Genomic DNA, 22,464 nt, shown 5'->3' on the forward strand with positions numbered 1-22,464 from the left:
GCGTGCGCGTGCCCCTGGCTCCCGTAACCGATGACCGCGACCTTACGGCCCTGGATGATGGACAGGTCGGCGTCGTCGTCGTAGAACAGCTCGGCCACTGGGTTTCTCCTTGGTGTGCAGGTGTTGCGTCCCACCGTACGGCGGGGTGCGTCAGATACGTTTTCGGGTCTCGCCATACGGGCGGCGAGCGGCGGGGCCCTTCGGGGGCTACGCCGTGCGGTCGAGGGCGCGCAGCGACCGGTCGGTGATCGAGCGCGCGCCACGGCCTATGGCGATGGTGCCCGACTGGACCAGCTCCTTGATGCCGTACTGCTCCAGCATCTTGAGCATGGCCTCCAGTTTGTCGGTGCCGCCGGTCGCCTCGATCGTGACGGCCTCCGGGGAGACGTCGACGGTCTTGGCGCGGAACAGCTTGACGATCTCGACGATCTGGGAGCGGGTCTCGTTGTCGGCCCGGACCTTCACCAGGACGAGTTCGCGCTGGATCGCAGCGGAGTGCTCGAGTTCGACGATCTTCAGGACGTTGACCAGCTTGTTGAGCTGCTTGGTCACCTGCTCCAGGGGCAGGTCCTCGACACTCACCACGATGGTGATGCGGGAGATGTCGGGGTGTTCGGTGGTGCCGACCGCGAGCGAGTCGATGTTGAAGCCGCGGCGGGAGAACAGGGCGGTGATCCGGGCGAGGACACCGGGCTTGTTCTCGACCAGGACGGAGAGCGTGTGCTTGGTGGACATGGCGTCGGTCTCTCTCTGTCTCTCAGTCGTCTTCGTTGTCGCCGAAGTCGGGGCGCACCCCGCGGGCGGCCATGACCTCGTCGTTGGAGGTGCCGGCGGCGACCATCGGCCAGACCATGGCGTCCTCGTGCACGATGAAGTCGATCACGACGGGGCGGTCGTTGATCGCATTGGCCTCTTCGATGACCTTGTCCAGGTCGGCCGGGTCCTCGCAGCGGATGGCGTGGCAGCCCATGGCCTCGGAGAGCTTGACGAAGTCCGGGACCCGGGTGCCCTTCGCCGGGGCGCCCTCGGTGTCCGCGCCGGAGTGCAGCACGGTGTTGGAGTAGCGCTGGTTGTAGAACAGGGTCTGCCACTGGCGGACCATCCCGAGGGCGCCGTTGTTGATGATGGCGACCTTGATCGGGATGTTGTTGAGCGCGCAGGTGGTGAGTTCCTGGTTGGTCATCTGGAAGCAGCCGTCGCCGTCGATCGCCCAGACCGTGCGGTCCGGCATGCCGGCCTTGGCGCCCATCGCGGCGGGGACCGCGTACCCCATCGTCCCGGCACCGCCCGAGTTCAGCCAGGTGGCGGGCTGCTCGTACTGGATGAAGTGCGAGGCCCACATCTGGTGCTGGCCGACGCCCGCCGCGAAGATGGTGCCCTCGGGGGCGAGTCGGCCGATGCGCTCGATGACCTGCTGCGGCGAGAGGCTGCCGTCCTCGGGCAGGTCGTAGCCGAGCGGGTAGGTCTCGCGCCAGCGGTTCAGGTCCTTCCACCAGGCCGTGTAGTCGCCCACGTGGCCCTCGGTGTGCTCGGCCTGGACGGCCTGGACCAGATCGGCCAGGACCTCGCGGGCGTCCCCGACGATCGGGACGTCGGCGGCGCGGTTCTTGCCGATCTCGGCGGGGTCGATGTCGGCGTGGACGACCTTGGCGTACGGGGCGAAGCTGTCCAGCTTGCCGGTGACGCGGTCGTCGAAGCGGGCTCCGACGGCGACGATCAGGTCGGCCTTCTGGAGCGCGGTGACGGCGGTGACCGCACCGTGCATGCCCGGCATTCCGACGTGCAGCGGGTGGCTGTCGGGGAATGCGCCGAGCGCCATCAGCGTGGTGGTGACGGGCGCTCCGGTGAGTTCGGCGAGAACCTTCAGCTCGGCGGTGGCGCCGGCCTTGATGACACCGCCGCCGACGTACAGCACCGGGCGCCTGGCCTGGGTGATCAGCTTGGCGGCCTCGCGGATCTGCTTGGCGTGCGGCTTGGTGACCGGACGGTAGCCGGGCAGGTCCAGGGTCGGCGGCCAGCTGAAGGTGGTCCGCGCCTGGAGGGCGTCCTTGGCGATGTCGACCAGGACCGGGCCCGGACGGCCGGTGGAGGCGATGTGGAAGGCCTCGGCGATCGTGTGCGGGATGTCCTCGGCCTTGGTGACCAGGAAGTTGTGCTTGGTGATCGGCATGGTGATGCCGCAGATGTCGGCTTCCTGGAAGGCGTCCGTGCCGATCGCCTTGGAGACGACCTGGCCGGTGATCGCGACCATCGGGACGGAGTCCATGTAGGCGTCGCCGATCGGGGTGACCAGGTTGGTGGCGCCCGGGCCGGAGGTGGCCATGCAGACGCCGACCTTGCCGGTGGCCTGGGCGTAACCGGTGGCCGCGTGCCCGGCACCCTGCTCGTGGCGGACCAGCACGTGGCGGACCCGGCTGGAGTCCATCATCGGGTCGTACGCCGGGAGGATGGCGCCTCCGGGAATGCCGAATACCGTGTCGGCCCCCACCTCCTCGAGGGAGCGGATGAGGGACTGCGCGCCCGTGACGTGCTCAACGGTGGCGGACGATCCGCCGTTACGGGCCCGCGGCTGGGGATGGTGGGCCCCGGTGGCCTGCTCGGTCATCGGCATTCTCTTCTCGAAGCTGAGGGTTTCTGCGGGTGCTTTGCGACAGTTTGCGTGGTGCCAGTGCAACAAAAAACCCCTCGTGCCGTGAGGCAAGCGAGGGGAGCGCGTCGGTGTGGGTCTGCGGAGTGCCGTGCGGGACTCTGCTTCAGCCGACGCGCTGTCCAAGTACGAGAATTCGGGTGCGCATGGCATTGACCCTCTCTCCGACGCACTCGCGATGTCAAGTGGGTGGGACGGGCGTCTCAGCATGTGATCCACTGAGGAGGGGTACGGAGCCACCGGTCAGGACCGGCTGGGCCAGCCCCCCGCCGGGCACCGGGAACTCCCCGCGGGCCAGCGTGCGCCGCAGCCGGTACTCGTCGAGGGGGCCGGAGAAGGCCATGCCCTGGCCGTGCGTGCAGCCCATGGCGCGCAGCGCGAGGACCTGCTCCGGCAGGTCGACCCCGTCCGCCACCGACTGGAGGCCGAGATCGCAGGCGATGCGCAGCAGACCGCTGGTGATCTTGTGCAGCCGGGCGGACTCCACCACGCCCTCGACCAGCTCCCGGTCCAGCTTGAGCACGTCGATGGGGAGCCTGCGCAGGGCGTTGATCGCCGCGTAGCCGCTGCCGAAGCCGTCGAGCGCGATACGGACCCCGATGCGGCGCAGGGCCACGAGACGCTGTTCCAGCTCGTCGAAGGAGATCCTGGGGTCGCTGTCGGCGACCTCGATCATCAGCGCCCCGGAGGGCAGGCCGTGCCGGGTGAGCAGCGCCTCGACGGAGCCGGACGGCATCCCCTTGTCGAGGAGGCGGCGGGCGGGGAGCCGTACGGCCACGGAGGCCGGATGCCCGGCCCTGGCCCGCTCGGCGGCCTGCTCGATGGCCTCTTCGAGCAGCCAGCGGCCCAGCTCGGCGGTGCGGTCGCCGTCCTCGGCGACGCGGAGGAACTCGGCCGGGGTGAACAGGATGCCCTGGGTCGAGCGCCAGCGGGCCTGGGCGGAGACGGCGGCGACGGTGCCGCTGGCGAGGTTCACCACGGGCTGGTGCAGCAGGGCGAACTCACCGTCGCGCAGGGCGGTGCGCAGCCGGGCCGCCAGCTCGGAGCGGCGTACGACGTCGGCCTGCATCTGCGGGGCGTACAGCTCGACCCGGTCCTTGCCGCCGGCCTTGGCGCGGTACATGGCGAGGTCGGCGTTGCGCATGAGGTCGCTGGGGCTGATGCCCGGCTCGGCGAAGGCCACTCCGATGGACGCGGCCACCCGGACGTCGCCGGTGCCGACCCGGTACGGCTGGGAGAGGGTGAGGCGGAGCCGGTCGGCGATCTCGTGGACCTGGCACTCCCGGGCGGACTGGTCGCGGGTGCCGTCGCCGAGGATGATCGCGGCGAACTCGTCGCCGCCGAGGCGGGCCGCCGTGTCGCCGGCCCGGACGGATTCCTGGAGGCGGCGGGCGGCCTGGACGAGGAGTTCGTCGCCCGCCTGGTGGCCGTGGCGGTCGTTGACCGCCTTGAAGCCGTCGAGGTCGATGAAGAGGACGGCGGTGCCCTGGTCGCCGGAGCGGCGGCCGCCGAGGGCCTGGCGGACCCGCTTGGTGAACAGGGCGCGGTTGGGCAGGTCGGTGAGCGGGTCGTGCTCGGCGTTGTGCTGCAACTGGGCCTGGAGGCGCACTCTTTCGGTCACGTCGCGGCTGTTGAGGATCAGCCCGCCCTGGTGGCGGTTGACCGTGGATTCGACGTTGAGCCAGTCGCCCGTGCCGGATCTGAAGCGGCACTCGATCCGGGTGGTGGGCTCCTCGCTCGGCGGGGTGGCGAGGAACCGGCGGACTTCGTGGATCACCCGCCCCAGGTCCTCGGGGTGGATGATCGAGGAGAGCTCGGCCCCGACCAGTTCCTCGGCCTCCCGCCCGTACACCCCGGCGGCGGCGGGGCTGACGTAGCGCAGGACGCCGGTGGGGGCGGCGATCATGATGACGTCGCTGGAGCCCTGCACCAGGGAGCGGAAGTGGTTCTCCTTCTGGGCCAGTTCCTGGGTGAGGGCGATGTTGTCGACGAGCATGATGCCCTGCCGGACCACCAGGGCGAGCACCACCGTGCAGCCGGTGAAGATCACGACACGGTCCACCCGGCGGCCCTCGATGGCGTTGTAGAGGATGCCGAGCGTGCAGACGGCGGCGGCGAGATAGGGCGTCAGGGCGGCCAGGGAGCCCGCGATGGGGCGGCTGGCCTGCTGCCCGCCGCGGGACGGCAGGGCCGGGCAGTCCGCCGTCCGGTCGGCCCCCCAGGGGGCGTAGGCGAGGAGCAGGGATCCGGCGAACCAGCCCGCGTCCAGCATTTGGCCGGAATGATAGGTCTGCCGCAGCAGCGGTGAGGTGAACAGGGCGTCGGACAGTACGGTCAGGGCGAGCGCGGCCACGGCGGTGTTCACCGCGGAGCGGTTGACGCTGGAGCGGCGGAAGTGCAGCGCCAGCACCATGGAGACCAGCACGATGTCGAGGAGCGGATAGGCCAGCGCGAGCGCCACCCGGGCCACGCTCACGCCCTCGGCGTCCACCAGATGCGCGGTGTGGGCGAGGGCGAGGCTCCAGGAGAGGGTGAGGAGCGATCCGCCGATGAGCCAGGAGTCCAGTGCGAGGCAGAGCCAGCCGGCCCTGGTGACGGGACGCTTGGCGAGGACGAGCAGTCCGACGATGGCGGGCGGCGCGAAACAGAGGAACAGCAGGTCGGCCAGGGAGGGGGTGGGCACCGGGCGCCCGAGCACCACCTCGTACCAGCCCCAGACCGCGTTGCCCGCGGCGGCCATGAACGAGGAGAGCGCGAAGAGCATCCAGGCGGGCCGGAACCGGCTGCTGCCCTCCCGCGCGTAGCGGTAGCAGGAGACGGCGGCGACCAGCGCCGCCGCACTGAGACCGAAGTCACCCATGAACAGGGCGACTTGCGAGGAGCCCCAGCCGAAGGCCGAGCCCACGGCGTATCCGGCCCAGACGACACCGAGAAGGATCTGCCAGAGCAGCGGGGACACGCCGCCCGCGGCCGACCTCCGGGAGAGCAGCGCCCCGAGGGCGTCGGCCGGCGCGCTCACCGGGGCGCCCCCGGAATCGCCGCGTACGCCGGCCCTCGTCGGCTGTCCGGTGGTGTCGGATCGTGCGCCCATCGCCCGTGCATCACCCGTCGCCCCCTCGCGTGTCGCGTCCTCCCCGGCGCCGTCCCTCCACTCCGCGGCTCAGCGCCCCTTTCGGGACGATACACCAGACTCGTCACACAGGGACATAGTTCCTCTACTCTCCGTGACGACCTGGGAGGTTGTCCGGTACCGTGCGCGACGGCACCCCCGCGCTGCGTGGTCAGCCGGTGGTGAACACCACGTTCCGCACCGGTTCGCCCGCGGCGAACCGCCCCAGCTGTGCGGCCAGCAGACGCTTGGCGCGCGGGAGGAAGGCCGAGGAACTGCCGCCCACGTGCGGGGTGATCAGGACGTGGGGAGCATGCCAGAGCGGGTGGCCCGGCGGCAGGGGTTCCGGGTCGGTGACGTCGAGCGCGGCCCGGAGCCGGCCGGACTCCAGTTCGACCAGCAGGGCGGCGGTGTCGACGACGCCGCCCCGCGCGACGTTCACCAGCAGCGCCCCGTCCTTCATCGCGGCCAGGAACCCGGCGTCGACCAGCCCTTGGCTGGACGGGTTGAGCGGGGTGGACAGCACGACGACGTCGGCCTCGGGCAGCAGCCGGGGCAGTTCGTCGAGCGCGTGCACGGGACCGCGCGCGGATGTCCGTGCGGAGCGCGCGACGCGCACCACCCGCGCGCACTCGAAGGGCGCGAGCCGGTCCTCGATGGCGGCGCCGATCGACCCGTACCCCACGATCAGGACGGACCTGTCGGCGAGCGCCGGGTAGAAGCCGGACCGCCACTCCTCCGCGTCCTGGCCGCGCACGAAACCGGGGACGCCGCGCAGGGAGGAGAGGATCAGGGTGAGGGCGAGCTCCGCGGTGGACGCCTCGTGGACCCCCTTGGCGTTGCAGAGCCGTACCCCGGCGGGCAGGACGCCGAGCCCCGGCTCGACGTGGTCGATGCCCGCGGTCAGCGTCTGCACGACCCGGACGCCCGTCATCCCGGCGAGCGGCCGGACCGAGACCTCGGCCCCCTTCATGTACGGCACGACGTAGAAGGCGCAGTCGGCGGGGTCCGCGGGGAAGTCGGGCCCGCCGTCCCAGTGACGGTACGTGAGCGACTCGGGGAGCCCGTCGATCTCACCGGCCGGGAACGGCAGCCACACCTCGGACGTCTTCGCCGGTGCGGGGCTGTCGGGGATGTTCGTCGAAGTCATGGTCAGGAGGCTAATCCTCACCGGAGGGGTGATCGCCGGAGGCCGTGCGCGGTGCGGTGGGCGGCAGAGGTTACTTTGGGGTGTGCGGTGCGGTCCCGTCACGGCGGGGCATGGGCCCGGTTCGGCGGTGGGCCCGGGGAGGATCGGGGAGTTGGAGCGCAGGAGTCTCGGTGCGGCGGCGCTCGCCGTGGGGGCGGTCGGTCTCGGCTGCATGCCGATGAGCTGGGCGTACAGCGCCTCGCAGCAGCGCGGTGACCGCGCGTTGCGTACGGTGCACGCGGCGCTCGACGCGGGTGTCCAACTGCTCGACACGGCCGACATGTACGGACCGTTCACCAATGAGCTGCTGGTCGGCCGGGCGTTGAAGGGCCGCCGGTCGGAGGCGTTCGTCTCCACCAAGTGCGGTCTGCTGGTGGGTGATCAGCACATCGTGGCCAACGGCCGTCCCGGCTATGTGCGGCGGGCCTGCGACGCCTCGCTGCGCCGGCTGCAGACCGATGTGATCGATCTGTACCAGCTGCACCGGGCCGACCCCGAGGTGCCCGTCGAGGAGACCTGGGGCGCGATGGCGGATCTAGTGACCGCCGGGAAGGTGCGGGCGCTCGGGCTCTGCGCCGTCGGCGCACGGGCCTCGCGGCGGTCCGGATCCCGCACGTACGACGAAACGATCCGTCAGCTGGAGCGGGTGCAGCAGGTCTTCCCGGTGAGCGCGGTGGAGGCGGAGCTCTCGGTCTGGTCGCCGGAGGCGCTGGAGTCCCTGCTGCCGTGGTGCACCGCGCGCGGGGTGGGGCTGCTGGCCGCGACGCCGCTGGGCAGCGGCTATCTGACGGGCACGCTGACGCCGGGTCAGGGCTTCGAGCCTGAGGACCTGCGGGCCCGGCACCCCCGGTTCACCGCGGAGATGATGGCGGCGAACCAGCCGGTGGTCGTGGGGCTGCGCAGGATCGCCGAGCGGCACGGGGCGAGCGCCGCGCAGGTGGCGCTGGCCTGGGTGCTGCGGCAGGGGCCGCACGTGGTGCCGGTGCCGGGGACCAAGCGGGAGCGGTGGGCGGTGGAGAACGCGGGGGCGGCCGGGCTGCGGCTGACCCCGCGGGACCTGGCGGAGATCGCCGCGCTGCCCCGTGCGCAGGGGTCGTGGGACTGAGACGCTGCCCCGGTGGCGGCTCCCGGGAACGGGGGCCGGTCCGCGTCCATGGGGTAGGAACGGTGGTCGGGTGTCCGTCGAAGGGATCGGTGCTGTGCGCGGTGTTCTGTTCGGATCTGTACGACCCCCTGCCGGGCGGCGGGGGCGCCGGGGCCCGGTGGCGGCCGCGCTGGCGGCCGGGGCGCTGGTGCTGACCGCGGGGTGTTCCTCGGGCGGGGTCCCCGGCGCGGCGGGCACCGCGAGCACACCGCCCTCCTCGCACCCGGCTCCGGCGTCCTCCTCCCCCGCGGCCTCGCCGCGGCCGCCCGCCAAGGGCTCGGTGACGGTGGTGTCGACGCTCACCGGGGGCCTGGACTCGCCCTGGGGGCTCGCGGCGCTGCCCGGCGGCGATCTGCTGGTCTCCTCCCGCGACAAGGGGACGATCACCCGGATCGACGGCACGACCGGAAAGAAGACCCTGCTGGGCTCGGTGCCGGGGGTGGCGCCCTCCGGTGAGGGCGGGCTGCTGGGCATCGCCGTCTCCCCCACGTACGACGTGGACCACATGGTGTACGCGTACTTCACGACCGAGTCCGACAACCGCATCGCCCGGATGCAGTACGACGAGGACGGCACCACTCCGGGCCGGCTGCTCGGTGCGCCGGACACGATCCTGCGCGGCATCCCGAAGGGGTCGCTCCACAACGGCGGACGGATCGCCTTCGGCCCGGACCGGATGCTGTACGCCGGGACCGGCGAGACGGGGGACACCGGGCTCGCGCAGGACAAGGAGTCGCTGGCCGGCAAGATCCTCCGGATGAGCCCGGACGGGCAGCCGGTGCACGGCAATCCGGCGGCCGACTCCGTGGTGTATTCGTACGGTCACCGCAATGTGCAGGGGCTCGCCTGGGACGGGCAGGGGCGGCTGTGGGCGTCCGAGTTCGGCCAGGACACCTGGGACGAGCTGAACCGGATCGTGCCGGACGGGAACTACGGCTGGCCGCAGGCGGAGGGGAAGGCGGGGAAGAAGGGGTTCGCGGACCCCGTGGCACAGTGGAAGACGTCCCAGGCGTCCCCGAGCGGGATCGCCTTCGCCGAGGGGTCGATCTGGATGGCGGGGCTGCGCGGCAAGAGGCTCTGGCGGATCCCGCTCTCCGGCGGTGAGCGGGAACCTTTCGCCGCGCCGCAGTCGTTCCTGGAAGGGAAGTACGGCCGTCTGCGCACCGTGCTCGCCGCGGGCGGCGACAAGCTCTGGCTGGTCACGAGCAATACGGACACCCGTGGCACCCCCGGGCCGGAGGACGACAGGATCCTGCTGCTGACCGTGCGGTAGCGGGGCGACAGCGCGGAAAGGACGTGCGGCCGGTGTTCAACTTCTTCGAGGAGCTCTTCGCGCCGGGCCGCAAGCACACCAACGACGAGCAGAAGCGGCTGGAGCTGTCCCGGGTGGATCTCGGCATCGGCGATCCGGGGCGCGGCCCGATAGACCTGGCCTCCGGGAAGGTGGTCGTCAGATCGCCCGGCGCGGACCGGGAGTCCGGTCCGGACGCGGCGCCGGGCGATCCCGACGACCAGGGCTGAGCGGGGTTCCCGCCCGGCCCTCGCGGGTCAGCCCGTCCGTCGGATGCGGGCCGAGGTGATCGTGCCGTCGAGCACCGTGTAGGTGCCGGTGTACGTCTGCCGGGAGCCGTCCGTCTGATACGCGGTGATGTCCACGTGGACGGTGTCGCCCACGGTGTCCGTCACCTGGACGTCGTCGCTCGCCGTGTTCGCGAAGCCCGAGGTGAACGCGGAGAAGCTCTTGGTGAGGTTCTTGCCGCCGAGTTCCCAGGCCGTGTCGTAGTCGCCGCTGTTGATCGCCCCGTAGTAGCTCCGCACCGTGTCCGCCGGTCCGTCGGGCGCGGGCGGGGCCTCCTCCTGGGTCGGCGGGTCGGACCCGTACGTGTCGCTCCCGTACGGGTCGGGCTCGTAGGTGTCGCCCCCGTACGGGTCCGCGGTACCGGGGAAGTCGTCGCCGAAGCTCGTCGGGGGCGGGCCGGACGGGGTGGTGAGGACGGTTCCCCCGCCCCCGGCACCGTCGTCGCTCGACCGCACCCAGACCGCCGCGCCCGCCACGGCGAGCAGGAGGACGACGAGGGCCGCCACGATCAGCACGCGGGACAGGTCGCTGTCGGGGGGCGGCTCCCCACTGCCGGTCGCCGGGGAGGAGCCCGGCACCCAGCGCTGTCCCTCCGCGTCCCACTGACTCATCGGAATCCGCTCCTCATCCGCCCAGCTGGGCGATCGCCTGGACCACGGCGGCGGCCGAGGCGAGCCCCGCCGCCGCGGTCGCGCCGAGGTCCAGCCGGTCCCGGAGCCAGCGCAGGCGGTCCCGGCGCACCCGGCCGTCGCCGCCCGCCGCCCCCTCGACCTCCGCGAGCCCCTCGTCGAGTTCCGCGACCTCGTCGGTCCTGGTGAGCACCCCGAGGTGTCCGCGCAGGGCGGTGACGGCCGCGAGCAGTTCGGGCGAGGCGGCGACCAGTTCCCGCGAGGAGTCCACCGCGTGGGCGTCGTCGCCGGACGCCACCGCGCCGCCCGTCATCGTGCCGATGCCGATGCCGCCCGCGACGACCGGCGGGGCGGACGCGGCGCCCGGCGGGTGCTCCACCGTCGCGGAGTCCGCCACCCGCTCCCCCCGGTCCTCGGCGTGCGCGCGCGCACCGGTCGCCGCCGCGCCACCGGTCATCAGGCCGATGGAGATCCCGCCGGGTGCCCGGTCCGCCGGGCCGGCGCCGCTCCCCCGGTCCTCCCGGCCGTCCGTGTCCTCGCCGCGTTCCCCGGCATGGGTGCTGTCGCCGTTCCCCGTCATCGGATGTCTCCTTTCCCGTGGGCCGCCGAGGCGCCCTCGCCCGTGGCGACCGCGCCGCCGTGCATCGTTCCGATGAACACCCCGCCCCCGCTGACGGTGACGACCTGGCGTTCGAAGTCGCCGGTCTCGTAGTTCTTCGCCCGCAGTGCCTCGCGCACCCCGGTCGCGATCCGGTCCTGCACCGTCCGTACGTACCGCTTGACGTCCATCTCCTGGAACACCGACAGTTCGGCCGTGCTGCCCAGCTCCCGTACGGAGGTGACCGGTCCGTCGGGGAAGGCGCGGCGCGGGTTGGCCAGCCAGGTGCGGAACTCGGCCGTGACCGCGTTCGCCAGGGAGGTCCCCGCGGCGAAGTTGGCGGTGGGCGTCGCGAGCAGGGCGCGGACCGCGTCGCGCAGGGGGTCGGGTTCGCCCCGGGCCTCGATCACGTCGACGGCCTGGAACTCCGGCCGCACCGGGGTGAGGACATGCGGGACGACCTCCAGGACGAGCATGCCGCCCTGGGTGTGGACGCGTACGAGCACCGAGACCACGATCTGTTCGTCCCATGCCCCGACCCGGATGCGCAGGAAGTGGCGGCGGCCCTCCGCGCCCTCGCCGACCGCCTCGGCGAGGTGCCGGTCGACGGCCGCCGGTCCGTAGTCGACCTCCCAGCGGGCCGCGCCGGTCGGGAGGTAGACGAACTCCTCGACCTCCAGGGCCCGCAGACGGTCCCTTCCGGAGGCCGCGGCGGAGGTGCGCAGGGCTTCCAGCTGCGGCTTGATGAGGTCGATGACCTCCCGTCCGGTGAGCGGGCCGGCCGCGGCGGAGGTGTCCGGCTCCGGGCGGGGGCCGGGCAGGCCGTCCGCCCGTCCGCCGTCGTGCTTCCTCAGCTCCATCACCAGCGACCACGGCTCCTCGTAGGGCCGTCCGGCGCCGATGAAGGGGCGGAACGGGTCGTAGACCGTGAGGGCCGCGTACTGCTCGCGGGCGATGGCCCCGGCGATGCGCCGGTAGCGGGTGGTGTCGGGGAGCGGCTCGCGCTCCATCCCGGGGAAGTCCTTGGAGCCCAGCTCCGTGCGCATGACCCGGGTGACGTGGCTGCGGTACGCCCACACCGGCAGCGTCAGCAGCAGGGGGAGGACCACCGCCGTCCAGGCGCCGGTCCCGCTGACCAGGGCGAACACCGCGGCCACCCAGTACGTGAGCGCCGCGACGGCGGGCAGGACCGGGAGCAGCATCTTCAGCCGGCCGCTGGTGGCCTGTTCGACCATCCGCCGGTCCAGGGTGAAGAGCGCGACGCCGAGTCCGGTCGCCACGCGTACGCCGCCGAGGAGGACGCAGACCAGGGCGTACCCCAGCCACCAGGGCAGGGGCAGCAGGGGCTGCGATCCGACACCGGCGATTCCGAGCCCGATGAACAGGGCCCACAGGGCCAGCAGCATCAGCGCGGTCCGGACCTCCGCGCGGCGGGCGCGCAGCGCGTGCGCGAGGACCGGCAGCGCGTCGACGCCGAGCGAGGGGGCGACCGGGCGCTCCTCGTGCAGGACGAGTTCCTGGATCACGCGTCGCCGGAAGTCGCTGTCGAGGTGCACCCCCGCGCAGAGGAGCCGGGTGGCGTCGCTGCGTCTGCCTGTGTACGGGGCGTTGCCGGGGCGCCGTGCCTTGCCGTCGTGGGAGGCCGGCCGTCCGGCTCTGCTGCGCCCGTCGCTCGTCCCCGGGCGTTGCCCGGGTCGCTGTTCCGTCATGTGGCGCTCTCCTCCGTTGTCCTCGCGATGTGGGGGAACCGTGCCCCGGCGGGTTGCGCCGGGGCACGGCCCTTGCCGCTGGTGCCGGGTCAGTCCGCGGCGTCGAAGGCGGACGTGAGCCGGGGTATGTAGTCGGCGTAGGCGGCGGCCCAACAGCCGTAGTTGTGGCCACCGTTGCACTGCGGCGAGAGCGAGGAGCCGTCGCCGTAGTCGACGAACCGGCTCTTCAGACCGAGCGCGTCCAGCCGGGACTTGACGTTCCGGGAGGCGATCGCGGTGTAGTGGTCGATGAGGTCGTTGTCGCCGGTGTAGAGGGTGATGCCGGTGCCGTCGAGCTTGGCCAGGTTGACCGGGGCGGCCGGGTCGACCGCCTTCCAGATCCGGTCGGCGTCGAACACGGGGTACGGGGAGCCGAAGATCGCGTCGCTGTCGACGACGGGCCCGTAGCCGGTGCAGTCGCCGGTGCCGGAGGTGCTCAGGGCGCACCAGGCGCCGGGCAGGTTGAGCTCCGTGGCCAGGACGACCGCGCGCACCTCCGCCATGCCGAAGTCGATGCCGCCGGAGAGTGCGGCGACATGGCCGAAGAGGTCGGGGCGGGCCTCGGCGTAGTGCAGGGCTCCGAAGCCGCCCATCGACAGTCCGGTGACGGCGCGGTGGCCCCGGTCGGCGAGGGTGCGCAGATTGGCGTCGATGAAGGGGACGACCTGTTTCAGGTGGAAGGTCTCCCAGTTCGCCGCGCCCTCGGCGGTGTTCTGCATGACCCAGTCCGCGTACCAGCCCTTGCGTCCGCCGTCCGGTACGACGGTGATCATCTTGTCCGAGCGCAGCGCGGGGGCGGCCGCGGCGTCGTCCGGGTTTCCGGGCCCGCCGTGCAGGAAGTACGTCACCGGCCAGCGCTTGTCCGGCTGGGTGCGGTAGCCGCTGGGCAGGAAGATGCGGATCTTGTGCTGCCCGGAGAGCTGCGGGGTGGTGACGGTGATGGTGAAGTCGGTGTCCGAGTGGACCTCGCTGCCTCCGGCGACCTGGGTCAGGCCGAATCCGTCGGTCAGTACCGGCGGGGCGGCGGGCCCCTCGGCGTGGGCGAGCGGGGTGGTGAGGGCCAGGGCCGTGGTCAGCGCGGCGACGGCCACGGCCGTTCTCGTCCGGGCTCGCCAGGTGGTCGGCGGGGACGTTCTCATCGGGGGTCCTCTCCGGGAAGGGTGGGTGGATGGCACTCGCGGGTGGCGTCGGCGGAGTGGGTCACAGTGCGCAGAACGCGTCCGTCAGGGCCTTGCCCGTGTGGGCCTGGCCCGGCGTGCCGCCCTGCATGTGGAACTCGTTGTTGACGTTCAGCGCCTGTTCGGTGCCGTCCTCGCTGCTCAGCCAGTTGTTGAAGTAGCCGAGCACCGCGCCGTTGTGGCCCCAGGCCCACTTCCCGCAGGGCAGCTTCTCGTGCTCGATGCCCAGCCCGTAGCCGACGTCGGTGGTCACAGGAACCGTAGTCTTCAGCTCGGTCATCTGCTGGGGCTTCAGGAGTTTTCCGGTCATCAGCGCGCGGGAGAACGTGGCCAGGTCGTCCAGGGTCGACACCATCGCCCCGGCGCTGCCGGAGACCTGCACGTTGGAGACGGTGTCGTCGTTGACGAAGACCGCCCGGAGCACGTAGCCGTGCAGGTGGTTGCCGTGGAGGGCGGGGTCGGAGGTGGGGAAGCTCGTGTCGTCCAGACCGAGCGGGGCGATGATCCGGCGCTGGATCTCCTCGGCCGGTCCGGCACCGGTGACGGCCTTGATGACCATGCCGGCGAGCGCGTAGTTGGTGTTGGAGTAGCCGAATTTCTCGCCCGGACCGCTCGTCGGCGCGTGCAGGCCGAGGGCGACGTCGACCAGGGTCTGCGGCGGGTAGGCCTGCCGCTGGTTGATGTTGAGGAAGTACGGCGTGCTGATCTGGAGGGAGCCGAGGTAGTCGGGCAGGCCGGAGGTGTGGTTCAGCAGCTGACGGATCGTGATCCTCGTGCCGTCGTAGCCGTTGGCGGCGACCGCGCCCGGCAGCCAGTGGTCGACGGTGTCGTCCAGCGAGAGCCTGCCCTCGCTCTCCAGTTGGAGCAGGACGGTGGAGACGAACGCCTTGGTGTTGCTGCCGATCCGGTACTGGGCCTTCGGGTCGGCGGGGACCTTGTCGGCGACGTTGCCGTAGCCGGCGTGCACGTACTGGGCGGTGTCGCCCTTCCTGACCATGCCGGTCACGCCCGGGTAGCCGTCGGCGACGCCCTGCTGGGCCCCCGCCTGGAGGATGTCGGCCGGGGTCTGCCCGGCGGCGGCCGGGGCGGCGGCGGCCGGGCCGACGCCGGTGGCGAGCAGGCAGGCGGCGGTGGCCGCCGGCAGCAGCCACCGGCGGTGGCGGCGCGGCAGGGGTCCGTCGAGGTTCGTCATCTTCTTTCCTGTCCCTTTCGGTTGGTCGGGCGTTCCGCGACCGCCCCGCGCGGTCCGGCCGTTCCTCAGTACCGGTACGCGGCCGTGAGGATCAGCAGAAGGACGAGAACGCCCACGGCCCGGAGACAGCCGGAATTCCTCTCCGGGTTCTTCCGGTTGGTCTCCACATGGCCGCCCGCGGGAATTCCCGGGTGATGTTTGGCGTAGTGCTCCAATTGCCTCTGGGCGCCCTCGGATTCGGCGAGCCACGCCGTCTTGAATCCGCATTCGCCGCACCAGAACCGGAAGGCCATGTCAATTCCTCATGAGTCGCGGAAGGAGAGAGCCACGGGAGGCGGCCGGGTCCGGCGCCGGGCCGGTCCGTGACCCCCGGGTGCCGTTCGCACCCGGGGTCCCGACGGGAGCGCCGCCCCGTGTCGGCGCTCCTCCGCCGGGCACCACCGATCGTCGCGTTCACGCCGATCGGCGTACAGGACATGCGACCGGCCATATATGGCCGGTCGCCGCCGGTAGGGTCTTCGCGACCGCGCACGGTGGTGGGAGGGGAGTCGAAGTGGCGGACCGGCTGGGCACGTTGTTGCGTCGGCTGCGTCATGGAGCGGGGCTGACGCAGGAGCAGTTGGCCGAGCGGTCCGGGGTGAGCGTGCGCACGATCCGCAGACTGGAGACCGGTGGATCCGGCGACTACCGGCTGGGGACGGTGGAGTCGCTGGCGGACGCGCTGGAGGCGGGGGCCGAGGACCGGCGGCGGCTGGTGGCCACGCTCGCGGGACCGGCCGTCGAGGCTCCGGCACCCTCCCCCGTTGCCGCCCGGAATTCCGGTACGGACGAGGAGAAGGAATCCGGTCCGTCACCCGTTCCGGCGGCCCTGAATTCCCCCGCGGCCGAATCCGTTCATCGCGACATCGCCACCGCGGCCGATGAATTGGCGCGGGAGATCCGGCGGCGTTGGCAGCGCGAGGAGGAGCACCGCCGGGTGCACGATCCCTTTCCGCTCCCGGTGCGCTGGCGGGACGCCCCCGAATCGCTGACCGACTTCTCGGAGAACATTCAGCGGCTGCCGCCGGGGGCGGCCCCGGACCGGATGGATCTCAGCGGCGAGCTGGGCGGTGTGGCCGAGGTCTACCGGCGCGTCCTGTCCGGGCGGCTGGTGGTGCTGGGCCGGGCCGGTTCCGGCAAGTCGGTGCTGACGATCCGGTTCGTGCTGGACCGGCTGGCGGACCGGCGGCCGCGGGAACGGGTGCCGGTGCTCTTCAGCGTCGGCTCCTGGGACCCCACCGCCGTGGCGCTGCGGGACTGGCTGATCGACCGGCTGCTGCGCGACCACCCGCATCTCACCCGCCACGCCCCCGGCGGGTCGACACTGGCCGCCGCGCTGGTCGACGCGGATCTCGTCCTGCCGGTCCTGGACGGGTTCGACGAGATCGCGGAGGGGCTGCGCGGTACGGCCCTGGAGGTGCTCAACGCCACCTCGGTCCCGCTCGTCCTGACCAGTCGGCGCGGCGAGTTCGCCGAGGCCGTCGAGAAGGTCCGGGCCCCGCTGGTCTGGGCCGCCGGGATCGAGCTGACCGATCTCACCCTCGACGACCTCGCCGACTACCTGCCCCGGACGGCCCGGCCGGTCCCCCGCGAGGACGGCGCGAGCCCGGCGGTCTGGACCTCCGTACTGGACCGGCTGCGCGCCCCGGCGGCCGGGGCGGCGCCTCCGCTGGCCCGGGTGCTGAGCACCCCGCTGATGATCGTGCTGGCGCGGACGATGTACAGCGACTCCCCCGACCGCGACCCCGCGGACCTGCTGGACACCGGGCTGTTCCCCGACGAGAACGCCCTGGAGGAGCATCTGCTGGCGGGGTTCGTGCCGACGGTCTACCGGCGCCGCGTCGCCGAACGCGGCGCCGCCGGCCACCGCGGGCGCCACCCGGACCCGGAGCGGGCCGAGCTCTGGCTCGGCCATCTCGCCCACCACCTCGCCCGCTCCGACCGCGACCAGCAGGACCTGGCGTGGTGGCGGATCGGCGATTCGCTGCGGCTGTCCGTCCGGCTGCTGGCGGTGGTGGCTGCCTCGGCGCTCTGCGTCGCGCTCGCCTACGGGGTGGTCAACCTGTTCCGTCTGCCGTATCCGAACGGCGAGGTCCTCCTGGTGGGCGGTTCGATGGGGGCGGTCGCCGGTCTCGCCTTCGGGTGCGTCCACGCGGTCCTGGTCCGCCTCGGCGGGACGGCCTTCGAGCCCGCCCATGTGCGGCTGCGACTGCGGCTGCCCGGGGCGGGTACCGGGGTCGGCCGCGGAGCGGTGCGCACCTTCGCCGTACGGTTCGGTGCCGTGCTGCCGGGCGGGTTCGTGATGGGCGTCGGCTGCGCGCTGGCCCTGGCCCTCCAGCGCCGGGTGTTCTACGGGGTCCCGCTCACCGACAAGGCGGTGATCGAGGGCACCCTCGTCAACATGCTGGTCTTCGGGCTGATCTTCGGGACGGGCGCCGGACTGGTCTTCGGGGTCGTGGCCGCGCTGGAGGCGCCGCTGGACGTCGCCTCGGCGGCCACTCCGGCCGGGCTGCTGGCCTCGAACCGGGCGACGGTGGTCCGTCAGGTGCTCGTCCTGGCCCCGATGCTGACCCTGGCCATCGCGGTGGGCGGCCGCCTGTTCGCCGGGCTGCTCGACGGCGTCCTCGGGCCGCTGTACTGGCCCTTGGCGGACGCGGTGTTCATCGGGGCCGTCGGCGGGCTCGGCGGCGCCTTAGCGTACGCGCTCTCGTTCACCGCCTGGGGGCGCTGGCTGGTGCTGTCGCGGGTGTGGCTGCCGCTGACCGGCCGGCTGCCCCGGGACCCGATGGCCTTCCTGGACGACGCGTACCGCCGGGGCGTGCTGCGGCAGAGCGGTGCGGTGTACCAGTTCCGGCACATCCGGCTCCAGCACCATCTGGCCCGCTCGTACCGCGAGCACCGCAGGGGATACGCACCGGCCCGCTTCGACGCCGCGCCGCCCTCCCGTCAGTCCTGACGCGAGCGCCACTCCGGGGCGAGCACCGCCCAGATCTCCGAGTCGTGCCGCTCGCCCCGGTACAGGTAGCTCTCCCGGAGCACCCCGTCGCGCGTCATGCCGAGCCGGCGGGCGACGTCGGTGCTGGCGGTGTTCGCGGCCGAGGCGATCCACTCCACCCGGTGCATGCCGCGCTCGTACACCGCCCAGTCGATCAGCTTGCGGGAGGCGCGGGTCACCAGGCCGCGGCCCTGGCCCGCCGGCTCCAGCCAGCAGCCGATCTCGCAGTTGCCGGACTCGGCGTCGAAGACCCGGAACAGCACGCCGCCGACGAGGGTGCCGTCCAGCCAGATGCCGTAGAGCCGCCCGGTGTCGGACGCCTGCTTCTCCGCGTACCGCCGCAGCAGGTCGCGGGCCGAGGCGAGGTCGGTGGCGAAGGAGGCGAACGGGATCCACGGGTCGACGAGTTCCCGGGCCCGGTCCACGTGGTCGAGGAACTCCTGTGCCTGCCAGATCTCCAGCGGGCGCAGCTCCGCCCCGTCGTCCCCCAGGGATACCGCGAACATCATGCTCCTTCTCGTACGGTGTGTGGTGTCTGCGGGATCTTCGCACGGCCGGGTTCCCGCGCGTCGGGGGTTTCGATGCTGATCCGGGGCAGCAGCCGGTCCAGCCGGCGCGGCAGCCACCAGTTCGCCCCGCCCAGCAGGTGCATCAGCGCCGGGACCAGCAGCGTCCGCAGGACGAAGGCGTCGAGCGCGACGGCCGCGGCGAGGGCGATGCCGAACATCGCGATGACCCGGTCGCCGCTGAGGACGAAGGCGAGGAAGACCGCGATCATGATCACGGCGGCGGAGTTGATCACCCGGCCGGTCTCGGCGAGGCCCACCCGGACCGCCCGCCGGTTGTCGCCGGTCTCCAGCCACTCCTCGTACATCCGACCCACCAGGAACACCTGGTAGTCCATCGAGAGCCCGAAGAGCACCGAGACCATGATCACCGGCAGGAAGGGTTCGATCGGGCCGGAGCTGCCGAGCCCCAGCGCCTCGCTGCCCCACCCCCACTGGAAGACCGCGACGACGACCCCGAAGGAGGCGGCGACCGCCGCCACGTTCATCACGGCGGCCTTCAGCGGGACGGCGACCGACCGGAAGGCCAGCAGCAGAAGGAGGCAGCCCAGGCCCACGACCACGCCGACGAAGAGCGGGAGTTTGCCGACGATGATCCGGGCGAAGTCGTCGTAGCTCGCCGTCACGCCCCCGACATGGGCCTGGAGCGAGGTGTTCTCGGCGGTGCGCGGCAGGACGTCGGTGCGCAGCCGGTCCACGAGGTCGCTGGTCTCCCGGGACTGCGGCGGCGAGGCCGGTACGACGGTGACGAAGGCGGTGTCGCCGCCGCTGTTGTACGTGACCGGGCCCACCGAGGCCACGCCCGGGGTGGTCCGCAGCGCGGCGGGCAGTCCGTCCATGGCGAGCCGGTCGTCCGCGCCGTCCAGCTGCGCGGCGATCGTCAGCGGCCCGTTGACGCCGGGGCCGAATCCGTCCGCCAGCAGGTCGTACGCCTTCCTGGTGGTCGATGTGGCGGGGTTGTTGCCCTGGTCGGAGGTGCCCAGGTGCAGGGAGAAGGCGGGCAGCGCCAGTACCAGCATCACCACGGCGGCCAGCGCCCCGAGCAGTTTGGGGTGGCGTTCGACGAAGGCGGACCAGCGGGCGGCGAAACCGGTGGGCACCTCGGGCCGCGGGCCGTGCTCGGCGAGCCGCCGGCGCTCGCGCCCGCTCAGCGCCCGGGTGCCGATGAACGACAGCAGGGCCGGGAGCAGGGTCACCGAGGCGGCCACGGTCAGGACGACGGTGAGCGAGGCGGCGATCGCCACCCCGTTGAGGAACCCGAGCCGCAGGATCAGCATGCCGAGCAGCGCGATGCAGACGGTGGCCCCGGCGAAGACCACCGCGCGGCCGGTCGTCGCGACGGCGTTCTGCGCGGCCTCGGTGACGGAGAGGCCCCTGCGCAGCCCTCTGCGGTGCCGGGTGACGATGAACAGGGCGTAGTCGATGCCGACGCCGAGCCCGATCAGCATGCCCAGCATGGGGGCGAAGTCGGCGACCGTCATCAGATGGCCGAGCAGCACGGTGCCCGCGTAGGCGGTGCCGACGGAGACCAGTGCCGTGGCGATGGGCAGCATGCTGGCGGCGAGCGAGCCGAATGCGAGGAACAGGACGACCGCCGCGACGAGGACCCCGACGACCTCGCTGAGATGGGCGGAGGGCGCCTCGGTGAGGGCGACGGCGGGGCCGCCCAGCTCCACCTGGAGATGGTCCCCGGCGGCCGCCCGCGCGGTGTCGACGACGGCCCCGACCTGCTGCGCCGGAATGTCCTCGACCCGCTGGTCGAAGGTGATCGCGGCGTAGGCGGTGTGTCCGTCGCCGCTGATCTGCGCGGTGCCGGACGCCCCGTACGGGCCGGTGACCGCGCCGACCCCGGGCAGTTCCTCGACGGCGTGCAGGGTCCGGGTCATCGTCTGGCGGACGTCGTCGGCCCGCACGGTGGAGTCGGAGGTGTGCCAGACGATGGTGTCGGTGTCACCGCCGAGGTCCGTGAAGCCGTTCCTGAGGAGATCGGCGGCCCGGCCGGACTCCGTACCGGGCACCTCGTAGTCGTTGGAGTACGCGGAACCCGCGAGGACCGCCGCGGTGGCCGTGCCGCCGAGGGCGAGCAGCCAGAGGAGAACGGCGATGAGACGGTGCCTGATGCACCAGCGGGCGATGGCAGCCAACGGACGTGCTCCCTGCTGGTTCGTGGTCCCCGGGCAGCATGGAACAGGGATCTGCCGCGAAGGACGCATGACCTGAGAACCGTCACTCTGGCAGCCGAATATGATCCTTTGTCTCTTTCGTGGCCTTACTCACAACAGGCGCGGAGGGGGCGCCGCGGCCCCCTCCGCGACGGCGGTCCGGCCGTCTCACCCGGCTCGTTGTTCCTCCGCCTCCAGTTCGTCCTCGAACTGCTCCTCGATCTCCGCGATGCCCTTCCTGACGACCTCCGCCAGATGGACGGGGCAGGTCAGCGGCTCGCTCCCGGAGCCCTGGCCGGAATCCGCGCCGGGGGCGGGGCACATTCCGGGGGCGTGGAGGCGCACGATGCGTGCCAGGCGGTCGGACGCGCACTCACCGCCGGGCGCATGGCCGTCCGCGTGGTCGCAGGCGCCGCCGGGCAGGGTGGTGGCGGCGGTACGGAGGATGCCGAGGATCTCGCGGGCGATCCCGTACGACAGCTCCAGGGAGTCGGCCGCCGTGCCCATCAGGAGCAGCAGGACGGTCCGCTCGGGGGCGGGTCCGTCCGGGCCGAGCCGCTCGTAGCGCCGGGCCGCCCAGAGCGCCGCCTCCTCGGAGGCCGTCTCGTCCTGGAACGGGGCGTGCCGCGCGCTCAGCGACTCGATGTCGAGCCGGCCGTCGGGGCGCAGGTACACCCGGTCCAGATGTGCCGTCTCCCGGGTGCCGAAGAGCCGGTCGACCGCTTCGCGCAGATGGTCCCGGGCCTCGACGGCGAGGGCGCGCAGGAAGGTGGGGCACGTCCATGCCTCCAGCGGGGCCCCGTATCCGTCCGCGTGCTCCTGGCGCAGGACGGCACGGCCGCCGGGGCTCTGCAGGTGGATGCCCTCGGCGGCCTGCTGGTCGCGGCCGGAGCCCAGTGCCGGGTGCTCGCCGTCCCCGTGCGCGCAGGCCCCGTCCGGCAGCAGCGGCAGTACGGACTCCAGGCCCTCGATCATGTCGTCGAGCAGCGACCGCTGTCTGATCCGGCCCGACCCCGCGTACCAGCAGTTCGCGTGGGCGACGACGACATAGCCGGCGAGAGAGGCCCGGGAGAGGTCGCCGGGCGGTACGGCGTGGATCTCCAGGTCCCAGAGCGGTTCACCGTTCGGATAGTCGTTGAGCACACTGCCCAGGCTGCGGATGTACCTCTGATGGTCCTCGGGGACGATCCGGGGGATGCCGTCCGCGCTGCCCGGCAGGATCACGTCGGCGGCCGTCCGCGCCCATCCGGCGGCATTGCGGGGGCAGGAGTCGGCCCCGTCCCACTCGTCGAACGGAACCTCGACGTCCGGCGCGTAGGACAGTCCGTCCACGTCCGTGTCCCACTCCTCCAGGCTGTCGGTGTACGGATGGTCCGCGTGCCCGCACCCGCCGGCCCGGAGGCCCCGCTCGTCCAGGGCCTCGGCGGCGGCGCCCAGCGCGTCCACCACGGCCCGCTCGACGGCCGCGCCGCGTCGCCCGAGGATGTACGGCGCCATGCTCACCAGCCCGAAGGCCAGCAGGACCGCCTGCTCGCCGTCCGGTTCGGCGGCGAGCAGGCGGGCGCACTCCAGGACGACGGGATCCGCCTCCTCGGGGGCGGCGCCCGCCGTGACTCCGTCCCACTTCTCGATCAGTTCGTTCATGATCAGGGACACGTGGGCCGCGCCGCCGTGGTTCCGGCGGGCACC

The 22,464-nt window shown here is 72.5% G+C and carries 18 protein-coding genes; 4 read left to right on the plus strand and 14 right to left on the minus strand.

Translation table 11 applies throughout. The annotated features are described in order from the left end of the window. From ACIQGQ_RS33930 to ACIQGQ_RS33950, 5 genes are all read right to left on the minus strand, one after another. Window positions 1-98: hypothetical protein (locus ACIQGQ_RS33930; protein WP_318273256.1), on the minus strand; the 98-nt coding region annotated here is incomplete at its 3' end. 109 nt (window positions 99-207) lie between these two features. Next, a complete protein-coding gene (gene ilvN, locus ACIQGQ_RS33935; RefSeq protein WP_352280798.1) occupies window positions 208-735 on the minus strand; it encodes an acetolactate synthase small subunit in 528 nt (175 codons plus the stop codon). A gap of 22 nt (window positions 736-757) precedes the next feature. Continuing rightward, complete coding sequence (locus tag ACIQGQ_RS33940) at window positions 758-2,611, minus strand: acetolactate synthase large subunit (RefSeq protein ID WP_402403482.1); 1,854 nt, start codon at window positions 2,609-2,611, stop codon at window positions 758-760. A 217-nt stretch (window positions 2,612-2,828) separates the two neighbouring features. Then, entirely contained in the window at window positions 2,829-5,666 is a 2,838-nt protein-coding gene (locus ACIQGQ_RS33945) for a putative bifunctional diguanylate cyclase/phosphodiesterase (RefSeq protein ID WP_402403600.1), read from the minus strand. Window positions 5,667-5,928: 262 nt separating this feature from the next. Further along, window positions 5,929-6,906 carry a 2-hydroxyacid dehydrogenase gene (locus ACIQGQ_RS33950; RefSeq protein WP_402403484.1) on the minus strand — a complete coding sequence of 326 codons (978 nt, stop codon included), beginning with the start codon at window positions 6,904-6,906 and terminating at the stop codon, window positions 5,929-5,931. Between the two features lie 187 nt (window positions 6,907-7,093). On the opposite strand from ACIQGQ_RS33950, the gene ACIQGQ_RS33955 reads away from it, so the two are divergent. The 3 genes from ACIQGQ_RS33955 to ACIQGQ_RS33965 all read left to right on the plus strand — a co-directional run bounded on the left by ACIQGQ_RS33955 (window position 7,094) and on the right by ACIQGQ_RS33965 (window position 9,610). Further along, the gene (locus ACIQGQ_RS33955) at window positions 7,094-8,050 is read left to right on the plus strand and encodes an aldo/keto reductase (RefSeq protein ID WP_402403603.1); all 957 of its coding nucleotides are present in this window, start codon (window positions 7,094-7,096) and stop codon (window positions 8,048-8,050) included. Between the two features lie 94 nt (window positions 8,051-8,144). After that, window positions 8,145-9,362: a PQQ-dependent sugar dehydrogenase gene (locus tag ACIQGQ_RS33960; RefSeq protein WP_402403487.1), complete on the plus strand. Its 1,218-nt coding sequence runs from the start codon at window positions 8,145-8,147 to the stop codon at window positions 9,360-9,362. Between the two features lie 32 nt (window positions 9,363-9,394). Next, the gene (locus ACIQGQ_RS33965; RefSeq protein WP_402403490.1) at window positions 9,395-9,610 is read left to right on the plus strand and encodes a DUF6191 domain-containing protein; all 216 of its coding nucleotides are present in this window, start codon (window positions 9,395-9,397) and stop codon (window positions 9,608-9,610) included. A 27-nt stretch (window positions 9,611-9,637) separates the two neighbouring features. Here ACIQGQ_RS33965 and ACIQGQ_RS33970 read toward each other — a convergent pair whose 3' ends face one another. From ACIQGQ_RS33970 to ACIQGQ_RS33995, 6 genes are all read right to left on the minus strand, one after another. Continuing rightward, window positions 9,638-10,279 carry a hypothetical protein gene (locus ACIQGQ_RS33970; RefSeq protein ID WP_402403492.1) on the minus strand — a complete coding sequence of 214 codons (642 nt, stop codon included), beginning with the start codon at window positions 10,277-10,279 and terminating at the stop codon, window positions 9,638-9,640. Window positions 10,280-10,292: 13 nt separating this feature from the next. After that, window positions 10,293-10,877 carry a hypothetical protein gene (locus tag ACIQGQ_RS33975; RefSeq protein WP_402403494.1) on the minus strand — a complete coding sequence of 195 codons (585 nt, stop codon included), beginning with the start codon at window positions 10,875-10,877 and terminating at the stop codon, window positions 10,293-10,295. Further along, entirely contained in the window at window positions 10,874-12,604 is a 1,731-nt protein-coding gene (locus tag ACIQGQ_RS33980; protein ID WP_402403497.1) for a hypothetical protein, read from the minus strand. Before ACIQGQ_RS33980 ends, ACIQGQ_RS33975 begins: the two co-directional genes overlap by 4 nt. Before the next feature lie 89 nt (window positions 12,605-12,693). Next, window positions 12,694-13,782, minus strand: a complete 1,089-nt coding sequence (locus ACIQGQ_RS33985) for an alpha/beta hydrolase (protein ID WP_402403500.1) — start codon at window positions 13,780-13,782, stop codon at window positions 12,694-12,696. 61 nt (window positions 13,783-13,843) lie between these two features. Then, a complete protein-coding gene (locus ACIQGQ_RS33990) occupies window positions 13,844-15,013 on the minus strand; it encodes a serine hydrolase domain-containing protein (protein ID WP_402403503.1) in 1,170 nt (389 codons plus the stop codon). A gap of 65 nt (window positions 15,014-15,078) precedes the next feature. Then, complete coding sequence (locus ACIQGQ_RS33995; RefSeq protein WP_402403506.1) at window positions 15,079-15,306, minus strand: hypothetical protein; 228 nt, start codon at window positions 15,304-15,306, stop codon at window positions 15,079-15,081. Window positions 15,307-15,566: 260 nt separating this feature from the next. Here ACIQGQ_RS33995 and ACIQGQ_RS34000 point away from each other — a divergent pair, with 260 nt between their 5' ends. Continuing rightward, window positions 15,567-18,008 (plus strand): helix-turn-helix domain-containing protein, encoded by a 2,442-nt coding sequence (locus ACIQGQ_RS34000; protein ID WP_402403509.1) that lies wholly within the window; start codon window positions 15,567-15,569, stop codon window positions 18,006-18,008. Here ACIQGQ_RS34000 and ACIQGQ_RS34005 read toward each other — a convergent pair. The 3 genes from ACIQGQ_RS34005 to ACIQGQ_RS34015 form a co-directional block, all read right to left on the minus strand. Further along, complete coding sequence (locus tag ACIQGQ_RS34005; protein ID WP_402403606.1) at window positions 17,999-18,553, minus strand: GNAT family N-acetyltransferase; 555 nt, start codon at window positions 18,551-18,553, stop codon at window positions 17,999-18,001. The genes ACIQGQ_RS34000 and ACIQGQ_RS34005 overlap by 10 nt on opposite strands. After that, window positions 18,553-20,757: an MMPL family transporter gene (locus ACIQGQ_RS34010; RefSeq protein WP_402403512.1), complete on the minus strand. Its 2,205-nt coding sequence runs from the start codon at window positions 20,755-20,757 to the stop codon at window positions 18,553-18,555. Before ACIQGQ_RS34010 ends, ACIQGQ_RS34005 begins: the two co-directional genes overlap by 1 nt. A 186-nt stretch (window positions 20,758-20,943) precedes the next feature. Then, window positions 20,944-22,419 (minus strand): hypothetical protein, encoded by a 1,476-nt coding sequence (locus tag ACIQGQ_RS34015; protein ID WP_402403514.1) that lies wholly within the window; start codon window positions 22,417-22,419, stop codon window positions 20,944-20,946. Window positions 22,420-22,464: the final 45 nt, after the last annotated feature.

Source organism: Streptomyces sp. NPDC092952, assembly GCF_044754785.1.
In the GTDB taxonomy this organism is placed as follows: domain Bacteria; phylum Actinomycetota; class Actinomycetes; order Streptomycetales; family Streptomycetaceae; genus Streptomyces.

Coding starts and splice junctions, on each gene's coding strand:
- ACIQGQ_RS33970 (WP_402403492.1), bottom strand. CDS start 10,279: ATGAGTCAGTGGGACGCGGAGGGACAGCGCTGGGTGCCGGGCTCCTCC.
- ACIQGQ_RS33975 (WP_402403494.1), bottom strand. CDS start 10,877: ATGACGGGGAACGGCGACAGCACCCATGCCGGGGAACGCGGCGAGGAC.
- ACIQGQ_RS33950 (WP_402403484.1), bottom strand. CDS start 6,906: ATGACTTCGACGAACATCCCCGACAGCCCCGCACCGGCGAAGACGTCC.
- ACIQGQ_RS34005 (WP_402403606.1), bottom strand. CDS start 18,553: ATGTTCGCGGTATCCCTGGGGGACGACGGGGCGGAGCTGCGCCCGCTG.
- ACIQGQ_RS34015 (WP_402403514.1), bottom strand. CDS start 22,419: ATGAACGAACTGATCGAGAAGTGGGACGGAGTCACGGCGGGCGCCGCC.
- ilvN (WP_352280798.1), bottom strand. CDS start 735: ATGTCCACCAAGCACACGCTCTCCGTCCTGGTCGAGAACAAGCCCGGT.
- ACIQGQ_RS33995 (WP_402403506.1), bottom strand. CDS start 15,306: ATGGCCTTCCGGTTCTGGTGCGGCGAATGCGGATTCAAGACGGCGTGG.
- ACIQGQ_RS33980 (WP_402403497.1), bottom strand. CDS start 12,604: ATGACGGAACAGCGACCCGGGCAACGCCCGGGGACGAGCGACGGGCGC.
- ACIQGQ_RS33985 (WP_402403500.1), bottom strand. CDS start 13,782: ATGAGAACGTCCCCGCCGACCACCTGGCGAGCCCGGACGAGAACGGCC.
- ACIQGQ_RS33990 (WP_402403503.1), bottom strand. CDS start 15,013: ATGACGAACCTCGACGGACCCCTGCCGCGCCGCCACCGCCGGTGGCTG.
- ACIQGQ_RS33940 (WP_402403482.1), bottom strand. CDS start 2,611: ATGCCGATGACCGAGCAGGCCACCGGGGCCCACCATCCCCAGCCGCGG.